10 protein-coding genes are annotated in these 15,677 nt (G+C 72.1%); 2 read left to right on the plus strand and 8 right to left on the minus strand.

The window, feature by feature from the left end; genetic code table 11:
- Positions 1-14: 14 nt before the first annotated feature.
- The 7 genes from ACH4N1_RS08600 to ACH4N1_RS08630 form a co-directional block, all read right to left on the minus strand.
- Positions 15-680, minus strand: a complete 666-nt coding sequence (locus ACH4N1_RS08600; protein WP_398095556.1) for a contact-dependent growth inhibition system immunity protein — start codon at positions 678-680, stop codon at positions 15-17.
- A gap of 22 nt (positions 681-702) precedes the next feature.
- Positions 703-1,020 (minus strand): RNase A-like domain-containing protein, encoded by a 318-nt coding sequence (locus ACH4N1_RS08605; RefSeq protein ID WP_398095558.1) that lies wholly within the window; start codon positions 1,018-1,020, stop codon positions 703-705.
- Entirely contained in the window at positions 1,013-1,738 is a 726-nt protein-coding gene (locus tag ACH4N1_RS08610; RefSeq protein WP_398095560.1) for a Fic family protein, read from the minus strand. Before ACH4N1_RS08610 ends, ACH4N1_RS08605 begins: the two co-directional genes overlap by 8 nt.
- A complete protein-coding gene (locus ACH4N1_RS08615) occupies positions 1,728-2,354 on the minus strand; it encodes a hypothetical protein (RefSeq protein ID WP_398095562.1) in 627 nt (208 codons plus the stop codon). Before ACH4N1_RS08615 ends, ACH4N1_RS08610 begins: the two co-directional genes overlap by 11 nt.
- Positions 2,355-2,437: 83 nt before the next feature.
- Entirely contained in the window at positions 2,438-4,183 is a 1,746-nt protein-coding gene (locus ACH4N1_RS08620) for an RNase A-like domain-containing protein (protein WP_398095564.1), read from the minus strand.
- The gene (locus tag ACH4N1_RS08625) at positions 4,183-4,497 is read right to left on the minus strand and encodes a WXG100 family type VII secretion target (RefSeq protein WP_366059993.1); all 315 of its coding nucleotides are present in this window, start codon (positions 4,495-4,497) and stop codon (positions 4,183-4,185) included. The genes ACH4N1_RS08620 and ACH4N1_RS08625 overlap by 1 nt, the downstream gene beginning before the upstream one ends.
- Positions 4,498-4,553: 56 nt before the next feature.
- The gene (locus ACH4N1_RS08630) at positions 4,554-4,976 is read right to left on the minus strand and encodes a WXG100 family type VII secretion target (RefSeq protein WP_398095566.1); all 423 of its coding nucleotides are present in this window, start codon (positions 4,974-4,976) and stop codon (positions 4,554-4,556) included.
- Positions 4,977-5,300: 324 nt separating this feature from the next.
- Here ACH4N1_RS08630 and ACH4N1_RS08635 point away from each other — a divergent pair, with 324 nt between their 5' ends.
- The gene (locus ACH4N1_RS08635; RefSeq protein ID WP_398095568.1) at positions 5,301-12,290 is read left to right on the plus strand and encodes a DEAD/DEAH box helicase; all 6,990 of its coding nucleotides are present in this window, start codon (positions 5,301-5,303) and stop codon (positions 12,288-12,290) included.
- Entirely contained in the window at positions 12,287-14,590 is a 2,304-nt protein-coding gene (locus tag ACH4N1_RS08640) for a UvrD-helicase domain-containing protein (protein ID WP_398095570.1), read from the plus strand. Before ACH4N1_RS08635 ends, ACH4N1_RS08640 begins: the two co-directional genes overlap by 4 nt.
- 60 nt (positions 14,591-14,650) lie before the next feature.
- On the opposite strand, the gene ACH4N1_RS08645 is transcribed toward ACH4N1_RS08640, so the two are convergent.
- Positions 14,651-15,595, minus strand: a complete 945-nt coding sequence (locus ACH4N1_RS08645; protein WP_398095571.1) for a serine/threonine-protein kinase — start codon at positions 15,593-15,595, stop codon at positions 14,651-14,653.
- Between the last annotated feature and the right edge of the window lie 82 nt (positions 15,596-15,677).

Below are 15,677 nucleotides of genomic sequence, written 5' to 3' on the forward strand. Positions count from 1 at the left end.
GGCTCCGGCGGCCCCTACTCGGCTCGCGGCATCGTCAACCGGGCGGCGACGGAGGCGAGCCAGCCGCTGGGAGCGTACGGGGCCGGAGGATCGACCTCCATTCCCAGCTCGGCAAGGGCCAGGGCGTAGTCCGACTCAGCCAGGTCGAGGGCGAGGAGTTCGTGGAGCTCACCGGTGAGCCGGGCGACGAGGTGCGGGTCGGTGCGCGCGAGGAAGTCGGCGACGGCCGCGTCGTGGTCGTCGAACTCGTCCGGCATGTCCTGGGAGAACCAACCACCGAGGAACTGTCCGAGCTCCGGGAAGCGCGCGTGCCACTCCCAGCGGGTCGCGGGCACGGCCGAGGGCGGGACCGCTCCCTCCGTGACGCTGTGCTCGATGTGGTCGGCGAGGCAGTGGAGCCACTGCTGAATCTCGCCCTCGGGCAATCCGACGTCGGGAATGGCGTAGAACTCCCCCAGCCGCCGGCGCAGTCGTCCCGCCGGGTGCTCGGCGTATTCGCGCAATTGCCGCTCCGCGACGGCCAGCGCCCACGGGCGGGTGTGCCAGGTCTGCCGCAGGTAAGCGGTCAGCGCCTGGCTCGGGCGCTCCGGTGTGTCGTCAGCCGGCTGGCCCGCGTAGGCACGGATCACCTGGTCCAGTTCGCCGTAGCGGCGGTCGTGTTCACGGGGACTCAAAGGCATGATGACCAGTCTCTACGGGTGACTACAAGTAGATGGGGAACGTGGCGTGCACGGCGAAGCCCTGTGGGCGGGACGCGTCCCGCGTAAGGATCACGCGGGCAGCCCGCACGTCGATGGGCTCCCGCCCCGCGAGCATCATCGCCTGCAACAACACCCGGCCGACCGGCTGCTCCCTGGACGGCCAGGACGCCTCGATGGCCAAACGGGAACGCGTGGATCGGGCCAGCCAGCGGTGGATCACCTGCTCGTTCGCGGTGACGACCTGCTGGGTGGCCCATTGGGCGGTTTCGTGGTCCGGGTAGGACGAAGTGACCGTACGTACGGGGCGGCCCTCAGACACGGTGACCACCTTGTGCGAGAAGAAGTGAACGGACGGGGCTGCGGTCGTGGTCGGAAAGTCTCGCGCCCCCGGGGTCCGGGTGAGTGCGTGCCTCACCTCGCCGCGCCGACGCACCGGCGAGGACGTGGATCAAGCGAGCGAGTGACAACGCCCCGACCGGATCATCGGCGAACCGTCGCACCTGTACGGGACCGACCTCGTCCAGGAACACCTTCTCGCGTGCCAGGACGAACCCCATCGTGAGCAGGGCCGCCCGGCCGTTGCCGTCGTCGAACGGATGGAAGAAGCACACATCCAGATAGGCACGTGCGGCCCGGGCTGCCAGGGGAACGTCCGTGACGATCGGGGTGGCTTGGGACAGGCACGCCTCGAACTGCTCAGGTGTCTCCTCGCACACGCCGTACCGTTCACGCCCTCCCTTGGCGAAGGCCGGGAGGCTGCGGAACGCCACGTCCGGGCGCCCGAGCACCAGCTTCTGCCACTCGACGAGCAGGCCGAAGCCGAGCGGCCGGTTGGCCGCGGCGTCCGTGCGGGCCAACCGCCAGGCTGCCCGCATGCCGACTCCACGCGTGGTGTCACCGTGTCCGTCCCGCGCGCCCGCAACCGCGTCGAGGGCGTCGTGAGTGCCCCGGATGGGACCGACCAGCTCCTCCGAGGCCTCGTGCCACGCGATCTGCGAGCGCACCCTGAGCCAGTCCTGGAGGTCGTCACGCACCATGCCCTCCGATGGCCTTGCAGGCACGGCCGACCACTTCCGCATCGGGGGCCACCCAGCTGTCGAACTCCGAGTCCACGACCTCGTCGGCCAGTTCTTCGGCCTCCATAGGACTCATCCCTGTCGATTCGAGGTACCAAGTGAGCGTCTGCGCACAGGCCCCACGCCAGGTCTCGCCGGCCCCTGTGCGTTCCACGACGAGTGTCACGAGCGGAGCGACAGCGCGTTCACGCATCCGCCGTCTCTCCTCACTGCCCGTGTCGGAACCGGGAGCGAACTGCGCGAAGACCGCAGCGATCTCCTCGAGCCAAGCACGCCATTGGAGCACGGCACTGGTGTACCGCTGCGCCTGCTGCTCCAGGTCGCCGCCGCCCAGACCACTCGTGGGCAGATTCTGGATGATCGCCCCTGAGCCGGGGGACTCGTCGACGGCGTTGTACCAGCCGAACGCCCACGAGCCGTAGTGCTCGGCAAGGCCCCGGGCGACCGCATTGTCCGACCACAGCCCTCGTGGCCGGCCCGATTCGGGGTCGGGCGAGGACACCACGTCACGCACCACGTCGAGCGCCTGGGAAGGGTCGAACGGATGTACGGTCGGATCGACGTCTCGCCACGTCATCGACGTCGGGTACCAATCGGAACTGATGACTACTCCTGCGATCTGGGGATCGGTGCCGCTGAGGCTGTCTGGGGTTGGTGCCGCTAAGGCTGTGACGGCTGCTCCGGCATCGACGTCAGGACAACGAATGGCGGGTCGAGCGAGTCATCATATTTGAGGACGGTTTTCACGCCCTTCACGTTGACGGCCTCGGCTTCCATGCCTTTGTTCTTGAATCCTTCGTTGTTCACGTCATTGGGCTGCTTGGTCACGCTGCGGCCACTGTAATCGCCGTTCGGAGCCGTCGTGTCGATCGGCAACTTGAGGTCGTTGTTCTCCGCCTTCGGCGGACGACCCAGCCACTCCGTGATCTTGGCCGAGTTCTGGTCGATGTTGTACTGCGTCAGCTCCTGCGCCTTCTCGGCCGACGTGAACGTGGACGCGGCGGCGATGGACGGCTTTCCGTGTGGCCACGCAGGCGTCGGCGGTTGTCCCTGATCCCGCAATCGCTGGGCGAGCTGCTCGTCCGTCTTCCCCACATGCTTGTCGAGGGTGTGCCCCCCGCCCATCCACTCATGGCCGGCCAGATCCACCTTGTAGACACCGTTCTTGGTGTCCTCGGGGTGGGTCCACACGTGTTCGTTCCTGAACTCGTTGAGCGCCCGCATCCCGAAGCCCTGTGCCCGCGCCTCCTGGGCCTCGAACTTCGGGGCGCTCCGATGCGCCTCGTCCAAGGGGCCCATGAGCGCGTCGAGTTTCGGGACGAGCGCGTCGACCCGTCGGTTGTACTCGGTGACGATCGCGTTCAGCTTGGCGGTGTCCATGTTCAGGACGATGCCCTGACCCAGCTGGCTCGCGCCCTTGGCAACCCCCTTGGCCACGCCTTTGAGGAAGCCCTTGACGTCGTCCATGCCGACGCCGTCCTTGAGGTTGACCTCGACCTTGGGGATCGCGTCGCGTACGGCCTCGATGTAGACGTCCCACACCTCGCGGTTGAGGTAGACGGCCGCCTCGGCGAACTCGTAGAGGAGGTCGCTGACTTTCTGAGCCGTGTCGAACAGCACGGTCATCACGGGGTGGGTGGCGGTCTGCGAGGAGGAGCTGTCGTGTTTCCACTCGTAGCCCTCACGGCTTTTGCCCCACGCCGTCGTGCCCCACAGCGAACTGCAGAAGTGACGCATCGCGTCGTGCCACTCGCTGTTGGTCTGCTGCGTGATGCTGCTGACGTTCCCGGTCAGCCCGCTCTCCGCCGTGGAGAGCGAGGTGGTCGTCGCCATCCACGCCTTCGACAGCGAGTTCAGGTAGTGCTGCTGGGGAAACGGATAGACCTCGGCGACCTTGCCCATTCGGAACGCGTGCTCGACCACCGGCCTCAACACGTCCCGGACCGGCCCCGGCACCCACTCGAGGACCCTGCGGATGAAGTCGTCGCCTCCGTCGTCGTCGCCCCACTTCAGATCGGGCACGGAGCCGTAGACGGGCGGCTTCTCGATGACCTTCGGCAACGGCTGGACGACCGGTTTCGCCTTCCCCGTGGGATCGTTGGCCGCCTCGGCCTTCGCGTAGGTGTTGGCCGTCGTGGTGAAGCCGACCGCCGCACCGCCGATGCTGACGACGCTCTTGGCCCATACCTCGAGGAAGCGGTTGCCCACCTTGACGTACGACGTCGCGAAAGCCTGGGGCGAGGTGCCGTAACCGCCGGCGTCCGGGTACTTGTGCAGCTCGTCGAGCAGGGTTTTGACACCCTTGTCCATCACCGTCTGCTGGCTCGCCACACCTGCGGAGACGCGGTGGAGGTCGGCCGGCTTGACGTCGATGGTGCCGTTCTGGCCCGGCGGCGGCGTCCCCATCAGCCGGCCCCCCAGCCGCGCAGCACGGCCTGGTGTGCCGCCGCGTAGTTGACGTGGCTCGTGGTCGCGCACTCGTGCAGCCACTTCTGGGCCGCCTGGAGGTCCTGGGCCGAGCGGTCCCACTCGTCGAGTTTGTCGACGAAGACCTCGCGGGCCTCTCCCTCCCAGGACAGGACGACCGGCACGACCCGGTCGTGGAGGTCGTCCAGGCTGTCGTTGAGCTTCTTGAGGATGTCCTCCAGCTCGGCGGCGAGCTCGCGGAGGGTGGCGAAGGAGACGGTGATGTGGCCGTCGTCCGCGCTCCCGGTTGTCATGGTTCCCCGTTTCACAGATGTCGTCGCGGTTGCCGCAAGGGCTGTCGGAGGAGCCGTCAGAAGGAGTCGAGGCTGCTGCGCGGAGGGACGGGCCCGGTGGCCTCCGGGTTCGGTGTCGACAGCTTGTCGACCTCGCTGTCGATGTCCACCGTGATCGCCCGCAATTGGGCCATCACCTCGAGTTCCTGTTCCGTGAAGCCGTCCCGGCTCAGACGGACGGCCTGCTCGATGTGCCGGATCACTTCACGGATGCGCACGGCGTCCTCGGCCGCCGCCCGGTGGAATTCCCGGTACGCCGTCGCTGCCGGCCCTCGCCAACCCGCCTCGACGCGGTCGACGATCGCGTCCATGCGCCTGACCTGTTTGTCCAGGTGGTCCTGCATGTCGTCGAGGTCGTCGGCCAGTTTGGTGAGGTCCTGGCTCGACGCCCTCAGGTCGACGCCGCCCTCTTGGCTCGCGCCTGCTCCACCCATACCCATGCTTACTACCTCCGCCCCCGTGACTTCGGCATGGCAAACCGCGTCTGCACGGTGATCGTAACCTCGTGCTCTTCCGAAGTGGGCGCCCGGCGGTGGGCCCGTGGAAGGACCGTCGACGGGCAGGCACGGTGCCTTCGGCCATGGGCGTCACCGTGCACCCGCGTCCCGTCCGTGCCGCGCGTCCGGCGTCCGGGATCCGACCAGGTGGGTACCGATGTCCGAGGTGGGCGTTATTTTTGACGCTGATCGTCACGATGCCCTCGCCGCCTGTCACGGCGCGGCGCACCCGGCGGTCGCGGTAACCGTCCCGTCCGAAAGGTCCTCGTGAAGCCCACCCTGGCCGCCGCTCAGCTCCGCGGCAGTCTGACGCAGTACCTCACGACGACGTACGCGCTGGCCGACGAGGACACGCGGCTCGCGCTGGAGCGGTTCCTCGGGGACCCGGAGACGGGCATCTTCCGGGGGCCGTACCTGCGGATCAGGACGCCGTTCCACCCCGCCGACGACGCGTGGCGGTCGGCGCTGGAGTGGCAGCCGTCGTTCACGCCGTGGCGGCACCAGGCGAGGGCGTGGCAGCGGCTGAGCACCTACCGGGGGGCCGCCGAGCCGACGCTCGTGACGACCGGCACCGGGTCGGGCAAGACCGAGTCGTTCCTGATCCCCGTGCTCGACCACTGCCGGCGGCAGAAGGCGCTGGGCCGGCGCGGGGTGAAGGCCGTCCTGCTGTACCCGATGAACGCGCTCGCCACCGACCAGGCCGGCCGCGTCGGCGACTACCTCGCGCAGCCCGAACTGGCCCAGGTGACGGCCGGCCTCTACATCGGCGACAAGCCGGACACCGACTTCCGGCGGGTGATGACCCGGCGCGAGGAGATGCGGCTGTCCCCGCCGGACGTGCTGATCACCAACTACAAGATGCTCGACCTGCTGCTCCAGCGGGCCGAGGACCGGCCGCTGTGGGAGGGCGCGGACCCGGCGTACGTGGTGCTGGACGAGTTCCACACCTACGACGGCGCGCAGGGCACCGACGTGGCGATGCTGCTGCGGCGGCTGGCGTCCGCCGTGGGCGCCTCGAAGCCGGAGCGGCCCCTCGGTTCGATCTGCCCGGTGGCGACCTCGGCGACCCTCGGGGAGGGCGGGGGCGACACCGGCGGCATCCTCGGCGTCGCCGAGCAGGTGTTCGGCGTGCCGTTCGGTCCGGACGCGGTGATCGGTGAGGAGCGGCTGAGCGCCGACGAGTTCGTCGGCGACATCGACTACGAACTGCCCGAGCCGCCCGACCCCAAGGAGGTCATCGAGGTCTCCGGCGGGCCGGGCGTGGAGTCCGACCCGGACCGGCTCGACCTGGACGGGCTCGCCGAGCGGCTGCTGGGGCGGCGCGGCCTGGACGCCTTCCAGATCGGGCGGCTGCTGAAGAAGCACGACTTCACCCACGGCGTGCTCGCGCTGCTGAACGGCGAGCCGCTCGACGAGTGGGGGCTGCGGGACCGCATGGCCCGCTTCGGGTACGCGTGGGCGCGCACCGCGCGCGAGAACCCGCGGCTGGCGCTGGAGGCGCTGTCGCGGTTCGTGGCGCTGCTGTCGTCCGCGCGGGACCCGGGGTCCGACGAACGCCGGCCGCGTCCGCTGCTGCACGTCGAGGCGCACCTGTGGGTCCGGCCGGTGGGACGGGTGCTGAGCGGCGTGGGCGCCCGGCCGGAGTTCCGCTGGTACGAGGACGAGCGGACCCTCGCGCGGCGCTCCGCGCTCACCGCGTCGTCCGCGGCCGAGGAGTCGTCGGACGGCGACGAGTGGCCGACGGCGGACTCGCGGCGGCCCGAGGCGCTGCCCGGCTCGGACACCGTGCAGCGGCCGGCCCAGGCGCACCTGCCCGCCGTCTACTGCCGGGTGTGCGGCCGTTCGGGCTGGGCGGCGCTGTCCCCGGAGGCCGATCCGCAGAAGCTGGAGATGAGCCCGCAGCGGATCTGGTCGGCGGGCCTGGGGCGTGACAAGCGACGACTGCGGTACTTCGTCTCGGCGACGCCGGCCGAGGCCCGGGACGCCCTCGCGGCGCTCACCGGCACCGCGCCCCGGCGGGCGGGCGGCGTGGATCCGCAGTCCGTGGTGGTGCTGGACGGGGCACAGGGCACCTACCGCCTGCCCGTCGCCGAGGACGCGGAGGGCTTGCAGGACGCCTGGTTCGCGCGGGCGATCCTCGACAAGAAGACCGCCGACCAGGCCGCCAAGGACGACACCTGCCCGGCGTGCGACACCGACAACGGCATCCGGTTCCTCGGCACCGCGCTCGCCGCGCTCGCCTCCGCCACGGTCACCCAGCTGTTCACCGGCGGCCAGGAGATCGCGCTGGCCCCGGAGGAACGCAAGACGCTGCTGTTCAACGACTCCACGCAGGACGCGGCACACCGCGCCGGATACGTCGCCAACGCCTCGTACAAGTTCTCGCTGCGGTCCCTCCTGGCACACCGGCTGGACGACACCGGCGCGCCGCTCCCGCTCAACGACCTGATCGGCGACGTCCTGGACTCCGTGGACGACCCGCAGGCGCTGGCCGCCGTCGTCCCGCCGGACCTGCACGACGAACCCGGCGTGGACCGGCTGCTGTCGGGGCGCGGCACCGGGGACGCGCGGACCTGGAAGCTCATCGGGGAACGGCTCGCGTTCGCGACCGTCATGGAGTTCGGGCTGCGCTCCCGGCTCGGACGCACCCTGGAACTGACCCGGACCACCGCCGCGGAGGTGGTCGTCGCCGACCCGGACCGGATCGTCGCGCTCGCCCGCGACCTCCACCTCGCGCTGCCGGGCCAGCTGGGGCTGGACGGCGGGCTGCCCACGCCCGACCGGTACCTGGCCTACGTGCGGGGGCTGCTGGAGCGGATGCGGCTGCGCGGCGGCGTGCGGCACCGGTGGCTGGACACCTGGATCAGGGAAGCCGGCGTCAACCAGTACCTGATCTCCGGGCAGCGGCCGGAGGGGATGCCCGCCTTCCCCGAGGGGTACGTGGCACCGCCCAGGTTCCTGCTCGACGGCCCCAAGGAGAAGACGAAGTTCGACACGATCACCGGCCGGGGCAACTGGTACCAGGACTGGACGCGGCGCTGCCTCGGCCTGGACGCCGCGCAGGCCACCGAGTACCTGCGCAGGCTGCTGCCGGTCCTCGCCGACGAGGACGTGCTGTCGGTGCGGACCGCCAAGGACCGCACGAGCCGCGTCTACGGGCTCCAGCCGGGCCACATCCACGTGCGGCTGCTGACGGACGACCTGGTCAACAAGGCCTTCGTGTCCTGCGAGGAGTGCGGCTGGCAGCAGGTGGTGCCGCCCGAGCGGCGCACCCGCTGGTACGGCCACCCCTGCCCGCGCTGGCGCTGCACCGGCATCCTCACCCCGCCGCAGCACGGCACGCCGTCGGCCGCAGCGGGCAGCGGCGGCTTCGGCGGGAGGCTGGAGCGCGACTACCGGGCCGACTACTACCGCCGCCTGTACCTGACCGGCGGCACCTACCGGGTCGTCACGGCCGAGCACACCGGCATGCTGACCCGGCCCGAACGCGAGCGCGTGGAGCGCACGTTCCGGCAGGGCACCCACTACACCGACCCCAACGTGCTGTCCTGCACGCCCACACTGGAACTGGGCATCGACATCGGCGACCTGTCGGCGGTGCTGCTCGGCTCGCTGCCCGGCGGCCCCGCCAACTACGTGCAGCGCGCCGGACGGGCCGGCCGCCGCACCGGCAACGCCCTGGTGGTCGCCTTCGGCGGACGCCGGGCCCGCGACCGGTACTACCTGGACGACCCGACCGAGATGATCGCCGGTGACATCGTGCCGCCGGGCTGCTACCTGTCGGCCGTCGAGATCCTGCGCCGCCAGTACACGGCGCACCTGCTGGACCGGGCCGCGCGCGGCGAACTGACCACCGCGGACGGCGAACCGCTCATGCCGGTGCCGCGCCTGTCGTCCGCGCTGTTCGGCACGACCGGCTGGTGCCAGGACCTGTCGGACGCGGCGCTCACCCACGGGGCGCGGCTGGTGGAGGAGTTCCTGGCGCTGTTCCCGCAGGCGCCCGGCGGCCCCGACGACGACCGGGGGGTGTCCGCGCACGCCGCGGACGAGCTGCGCGCGTACGCCGGCGGCGGCATCGCGCGTGCCCTGGCGGAGGCCGAGGAGGAGTGGACGGCGCGCCGCGAGGAACTGCGCCGCCGCATCGCCGCCATCGACACCGCCGTGGAAGGGCTGCTCGCCGAGGACCGGGAACAGGGCGCCGAGCGGCGCGAGCTGCTCGCCGAACGGCGTGCCACGGGCGAACTGCTGCGCCGGCTGAGCCAGACCGGCGCGCACGGCGCCCTCGTCGAACTGGGCCTGCTGCCCAACTACAGCCTCACCGACACGACCACGTCGCTGGAGGCCACGCTCTACTGGAAGGAGGCGTCCGGGGACGACGAGGGCGCGGAGGCCCCGGAGGGCGACGGCGAGCGCCGCGCCCCGACCTACCACAGTGAGACGCGCGACTACGAGCGGTCCCGCAAACTGGCCCTGACCGAGCTCGCGCCCGGCAACAGCTTCTACGTCAACGGCTACCGGCACGTCGTGCGCGCCCTCGACATCGGCAGCCCGGAGCGGCGCGCCTGGGCGGTGTGGCGCCTGTGCCCGGCCTGCGGATACGCGCGCACGCACGGCGACCCGAAGAGCGACACCTCGCCGTGCCCGCGGTGCGGTTCGCGGGAGATCGCCGACGCGGGCTGCGTGCACCACGTGCTGGAGCCCCGGCGGGTGATGTCCCGGGACAAGCGGGACGACGCCCGGGTGCGGGACGACCGCGACGAGCGGGACCGCAGGCGGTACGCGGTCCTCACCACCGTCGACATCGACCCCGCCCACCTGACGGCCGGATCGTGGCGGCACGACACCGCGGTGTTCGGCGCCGACTTCACCCGCAGGGCCGTCGTGCGCACCCTGAACCTCGGGATCGACCGGCAGGACGGCAGCAGCACGGTCCCGCTGGCCGGGGACGACGTACGCCTCAACCCGTTCCACGTGTGCACGAGTTGCGGCGGTGCGACCGCCGACGGACGGCCGGTCGTCGACCAGTCGCAGCACGCGCTCACCGCCTCCCTCGCCCGCTCCACCCGCGCGAGCGCCCACCACCAGCTGTGGTGCCCGCGCCGGCGGCTGCGCGGCGGCGGGGAGGAGCAGGGCGCCGGTCTCGACGTGCCGCTGCTGCTGGCGCACGAGCTGACGACGGAGGCCGTGCGCATCCTGCTGCCGGCGTCCGTGGCGCGGGCCAAGGAGCGGCTCGCCTCGTTCACCGCGGCCCTGTTCGCGGGCATAGCCGCCCGCTACGGCGGCGACCCCGACCACATCGACATCACCGCCGCGTCCATGCCGGACGGCGAGGACCGCGACTGGCCGCGCCGGTTCCTGGTGGTGTACGACCGGCTGCCCGGCGGCACCGGCTACCTGCACCGCCTGGCGACCTCCGACGGTTTCCGCGAGGTCCTGCTGAAGGCCCGCGAGGTCATCGAGGACTGCGACTGCCTGCGGAAGGGGCTCGACGGCTGCCACCGCTGCCTGCTGCGCCGCGTGCCGCCCGCCGACTACGACAAGGTCAGCCGCAACGAGGTCCGGCAGATGCTGGACGAACTGCTCGGCGCCGACGGCGAGCGCTGGCACACCTCGCCGGTCGCCACCACCCAGCACATCCCGATGCACCGGCAGGCCGAGAGCGACCTCGAGGTCCTGTTCATCGACACGCTGCGCGAGTGGGCCGCGCTGCCCGAGAACCGTGCCAGCGGCGACGCCTACGTCACGCCCGCCGGCACCCACGCGCTGGACCTGCGGCTGACCGCCGCCGACGGCACCACGCTGAGCTGGCGGGTGTCGCAGCAGCGGGTCCTCGACGGCACCCGCCCCGACGTCCTCTTCGAACGCGTCGACGCGCCCGGCCCGCGCGTGGCCCTCTACCTGGACGGCTACGAGTTCCACGCCGGCCGGGAGCACAACCGGGTCGGCGACGACGCCGACAAGCGCACGCGGCTGCGCGCGGAAGGGCTCAGGGTCTTCCAGCTCGCCTACGGCGACGTGCGGGAGTGGCAGCGCCGCGTCCGGGACACCGGCCGTGCGGGCGCCGGCCCGGCCGACCCGGTGTGGGAGCCGTACGGCGACCGGGCCCGCGGCAGTGCCCGTGACTACTACGCCAAGGTGTGGGGCGCCCTGCCCGGCGAACTCGCGGAGACGGTGTGGGTCAATCCGGCCGTGCAGCTCGTGGAGTACCTGCGCCGGCCGGACGCGCGGCGCTGGCAGTGGCGGGCCGAGGCCGCCCTGGCGGGTTTCATGGGCGCCGGGGCCCGCCCCGTCGCCCTGTCCCCGGACGGGCTCGGCGAGCGGATCACGGCGGCGCTGCGCGGCACCACTCCGGCGGGGCCGCGCGGGCCGGTGCAGCTGTTCACCGTCACCGACCGGTCCGGGCTGCCGCTGGTCCTCGCGGCGGACGGCCGTGCGAAGCCGCCCGCGTGGACCGGCATCGCCCTCCTCGACGACGGGCCCGGCGTCCACGCCCGGGAGGACGCGCACAAGCGCCGCTGGCGGGCCTGGCTGTACTGGTCCAACCTGCTGCAGTTCCTGGACACCGGCGGCGGCGACGCCGTCCAGCTCACCACCGGCCGCCTGGACGGGTTCCCCGTCGAGGCCCTGGCCGTCACGGGTGGGGGCGGCGTCCTGGAGAGCGTCCGCGTCACGCTCGCCGGGTCCGGGTCCGGGTCCGGGTCCGGGGCCGGGGCCGGGGCCGGGGCCGCGACCGGGGCCAGGGCCGGGTCCGGGGCCGCGACCGCCGACGGCCCGCCCGCGCCGGCCGGGGCCACCGCACCCTCGCCGCGGGCCGCGCCCGCCCCGGAGACGCCGCCCACCGCGGGCGCCGTCCCCCCGGTCCGGGACCCGGCCTGGGACCGGGTCGTCGAGCACCTCGACCCGGACGAGCCCGGCCTGCTCGCGCTCGCCGAGGCCCTCGCCGCGCGCGGTGTGCCGGTCGCCGAGGACGGACACGAACTCGACGGGAACGGCTGGCTGGCCGAGTTGGCCTGGCCCGCCGCACGCGTCGGTGTCGTCCTCGCCCCGCGCCCGCCGGAGGGCGAGGAGGAGGACCCGGAGGCCGTCGACCGCGACCGCGCGTTCGCCGCGGCCGGCTGGGAAGTGCGGCCCGCCGCCGGCTGGACCGCGGAAGACATCGCGAACCGCCTGGACGGCACACCTCCGTCCGGCGGCCGCAGCCATCGTGACCTGCCTGACGGCACCGCCACGGAGAACGGGGAGAGAGAACAACCGTGACCGGCAAGAACGTGACACTGCGCCTGCTCGACAAGGCGGACCGGGAGATCCTCAGGCTCCCCCGCCCGGTCAAGGGCGCGATCTACGACTTCCAGCACAAGTTCAAGACCAACCCCGACTCCGCGGGCCTGCGCCTCAAGCAGTTGCAGGGGCACGACAAGCTGTACTCGGCACGCGTCAACGACGAGTACCGCGCGCTGCTGCTGCGCCTGGCCGACGACGACTGGCTGATCGTCTCGGTCAAGCACCGCAAGGACGTGTACGCGCACCTGGACCGGCTCACGTACTCGGTGAACCGCGTCACCGGCGGCATCGAGTACGTGGACCTGCAGGTCGTGCAGGAGGAAGTGCTCAGCACCACGGCCCCGCGGACCACCGCACCCGCCGGGCCCGCCGGGCCCGCCCTGCCCGCCGAACCCGCCGAGTCGGCCGAGCCCGCGCGTCCCGCCGGGCCGACCCCTGCGGAGCCGCTGTTCGCCACCTGGTCGGAGCAGCAGCTCACCGACCTGGGTGTGGCCCCGCCCCTGATCCCGCTCGTCGCCGCGCTGACCACCGAGGACCAGCTCCTCGGGCTCGTCGAGTACGCGCCGCAGCTCACCGGCGAGGTGCTGCTGGCGCTGTACGACGGCAAGGCGTACGACGACGTCCTGGAGCAGGTCACCGCCCCCGTCGCGGCGCCGGAACCCGTCGACACCGAGGACTTCCGGGCCGCGGCCGACCGTCCCGCCACCATCGTCACCACGACCGACGACGCGCTGCGCGAGGCGCTGGAGGGCGAGGACTTCGGGCGCTGGAAGGTGTTCCTGCACCCCACCCAGGCCAAGCTGGTCGCGCGGGACTACAGCGGTCCGGCGCGGGTGGGCGGCGGGCCCGGCACGGGCAAGACGATCGTGGCGCTGCACCGGGTCAGGCACCTGGTCGAACAGCTCCCGGCCGGCCGCGACAAGCCGGTCCTGCTGACGACGTACAACAAGAACCTCGCGGCGGACCTGCGGTCCCGGCTGCTGGCGCTCGGCGGCGAGGTGCTGCTGTCCCGCGTCGAGATCAGCCACGTCGACCAACTGGCGCTGCGCACCGTCCGGGAGGCCGAACCGGGCAACCGCAAGAGGATCGTCGACGAGGCGCAGGCCGTCCGCGAGTGGCGCTCGCTCCTGGACGAACTCGGCGAGGACGGCTGGGACGCGGAGTTCCTCAACGACGAGTGGACGCAGGTGATCCTCGGCCAGGCCGCCACCTCCCGCACGGAATACTTCCGGGCGCGCCGCGCCGGACGCGGCCGCACGGTCACCCGTGCCGAGCGCGCCGAGATCTGGCAGCTCGCCGAACGGTTCACCCAGCGCCTGGACCGGCTGGGCGTCCAGACGTGGGACCAGGTCGCGGAACGCGCAGCCCAGTTGGAGGCGGAACGCGCCCGGCGCATCCAGGCCGTCGACCGCCGGCGGGAGGAAGCGGGCGGGCTGGACAACATCCACGTCGCCGACGGCTCGGGAGGCTGGCTGCGCTACCGGTACCGGCACATCGTGGTCGACGAGGCCCAGGACCTGCGGCCCGCGCACTGGAAGATGCTGCGCGCCATGACCGCCCCGGACCGCAACGACCTCTTCCTGGTCGGTGACACCCACCAGCGCATCTACAAGAACCAGGTGACCCTCGGCAGCCTCGGCATCAACATCCGCGGCCGGTCGTCGAAACTGTCGCTGAGCTACCGCACCACCCGGCAGATCCTGCGCTCCGCGCTGAACGTGCTCGGTGACGAGACGTACGACGACCTCGACGGCAGCGCCGAGACCCTGGCCGGGTACCGGTCCGTGCTCAGCGGCGCCGTCCCGGACCTGCACAGGCTGAACGACTGGGAGGACGAACGCGAGGCGATCACCGCGCTGATCCAGTCCTGGGGCGAGGTGCCGCACGAGCAGATCGCCATCGCCGTGCCGACCAACGACATGGCCCGTGAGGTCGCGTACACGCTGGCCCGGCACGGCATCCAGGCGCTGGAGATCGGTCCGGACGGGCCTCGTGGGGACGGCGGCGTCCACATCGGCACGATGTTCCGGTTCAAGGGGCTCGAGTACCAGCGCATGATCATCGCCGGGGTGACCGACGGGCTGGTGCCGCGTGCGCGCGTCCGGCAGCGGCGCGCCACCGACCCGGCCCGCTTCCGGACGGAGATGCAGCGCGCACGCTCGCTGCTCTTCGTCGCGGCCACGCGCGCCCGGGACAGCCTGGACGTCTTCTGGCACGGGGAGCCGAGCCCGTTCCTCGAAGAGCTGATCCGGGTCCGGCCGCCGGCCGCGGCCTGACCGCCCCCGGGGGCCGCGGCCTGACCGCCCGCCGGAGGGCCGTGCCGTGGTCGGCCGCGGCTAACGCGGCACGACGGGCCCTTGGGGTACCAGGAACGGCCGTCGGGGATCCTCCGGCGGCATCCTGCGGGTCGCGAGCGCCGGAGCGGGGGCCGGCAGGTACGGGGCGAGGGCCGCGTACACCTCCACCGCACCGCCGGGACGGTCCTCGGGACGCTTGGCGAGCAGTGCGTGCGACAGGTCCTGAAGTGCGGCAGGGGCGTCGACCCCGCTGTCGGCGAGCCGGGGCGGGGACGCGGTGAGGTGCTGGGTCACCAGCTCGGCGGGGCCCTCGCCACGGAAGGGAGGGTGGCCGGTGAGCATGTGGTGCAGCAGGCATCCCACCGCGTACAGGTCACTGCGGCCGTCCAACGGCCTGTCACCGGACAGGAGTTCCGGCGAGGCGTAGCAGACGTTGCCCAGCGCTTCGCCCGTCATGGTGAGCCGCGGGTCGGTGTCCGAGAGGACCTTCACGAGGCCGAAGTCGAGGATCTTCACCAGGCCGCTGGCGCGGACCATGACGTTCTGGGGCTTCAGGTCCCGGTGCACGAGTCCGGCGGCGTGCGCGGCGGACAGCCCCGAGCACAGTTGCGCGGCCACGGAGACCGCGGCCGCCACGGGCAGGCGTCCGTCGTCGGCGCCGTCGACGACGTTGTCGAGGGTCGTTCCGTCGACGAGCTGCATCACCAGGCAGCAGACGTCCTCGGTGACGGCCGCGTCGTACACGGTGGTGATGTTGGCGTGGTCCAGGCGGGCGGCGGCCTTGGCCTCCCTCTCGAAGCGTGCCAGGGCGGTGCCGCGCCAGTCGGGCAGCGCCAGAAGATCCGCGGCGACGGTCTTGACCGCGACGGGGCGCTCCAGATACACGTCCGTGCCCTGCCAGACGTGCCCCATCGCCCCCCTGCCCAGGATCCGCTCCAGCCGGTACCTGCCGCGCAGAATCCTGCCCGCAGCGAACTGCTCCACGTTCACGTCCTTCGGTGATTCCCCGCCGTGGCCCGTCACGTACGTGTGCCGTACATCGGGCACCGTACCCGGAGCCGGTCGC

It is taken from the genome of Streptomyces sp. NPDC017202, from assembly GCF_044331705.1.
Taxonomy (GTDB): domain Bacteria; phylum Actinomycetota; class Actinomycetes; order Streptomycetales; family Streptomycetaceae; genus Streptomyces.

Excerpts from the sequence above, each read along its gene's own strand:
- ACH4N1_RS08620 (WP_398095564.1), bottom strand. The coding sequence starts at position 4,183 with ATGGGGACGCCGCCGCCGGGCCAGAACGGCACCATCGACGTCAAGCCG.
- ACH4N1_RS08630 (WP_398095566.1), bottom strand. The coding sequence starts at position 4,976 with ATGGGTATGGGTGGAGCAGGCGCGAGCCAAGAGGGCGGCGTCGACCTG.
- ACH4N1_RS08600 (WP_398095556.1), bottom strand. The coding sequence starts at position 680 with ATGCCTTTGAGTCCCCGTGAACACGACCGCCGCTACGGCGAACTGGAC.
- ACH4N1_RS08615 (WP_398095562.1), bottom strand. The coding sequence starts at position 2,354 with ATGACGTGGCGAGACGTCGATCCGACCGTACATCCGTTCGACCCTTCC.
- ACH4N1_RS08610 (WP_398095560.1), bottom strand. The coding sequence starts at position 1,738 with ATGGTGCGTGACGACCTCCAGGACTGGCTCAGGGTGCGCTCGCAGATC.
- ACH4N1_RS08625 (WP_366059993.1), bottom strand. The coding sequence starts at position 4,497 with ATGACAACCGGGAGCGCGGACGACGGCCACATCACCGTCTCCTTCGCC.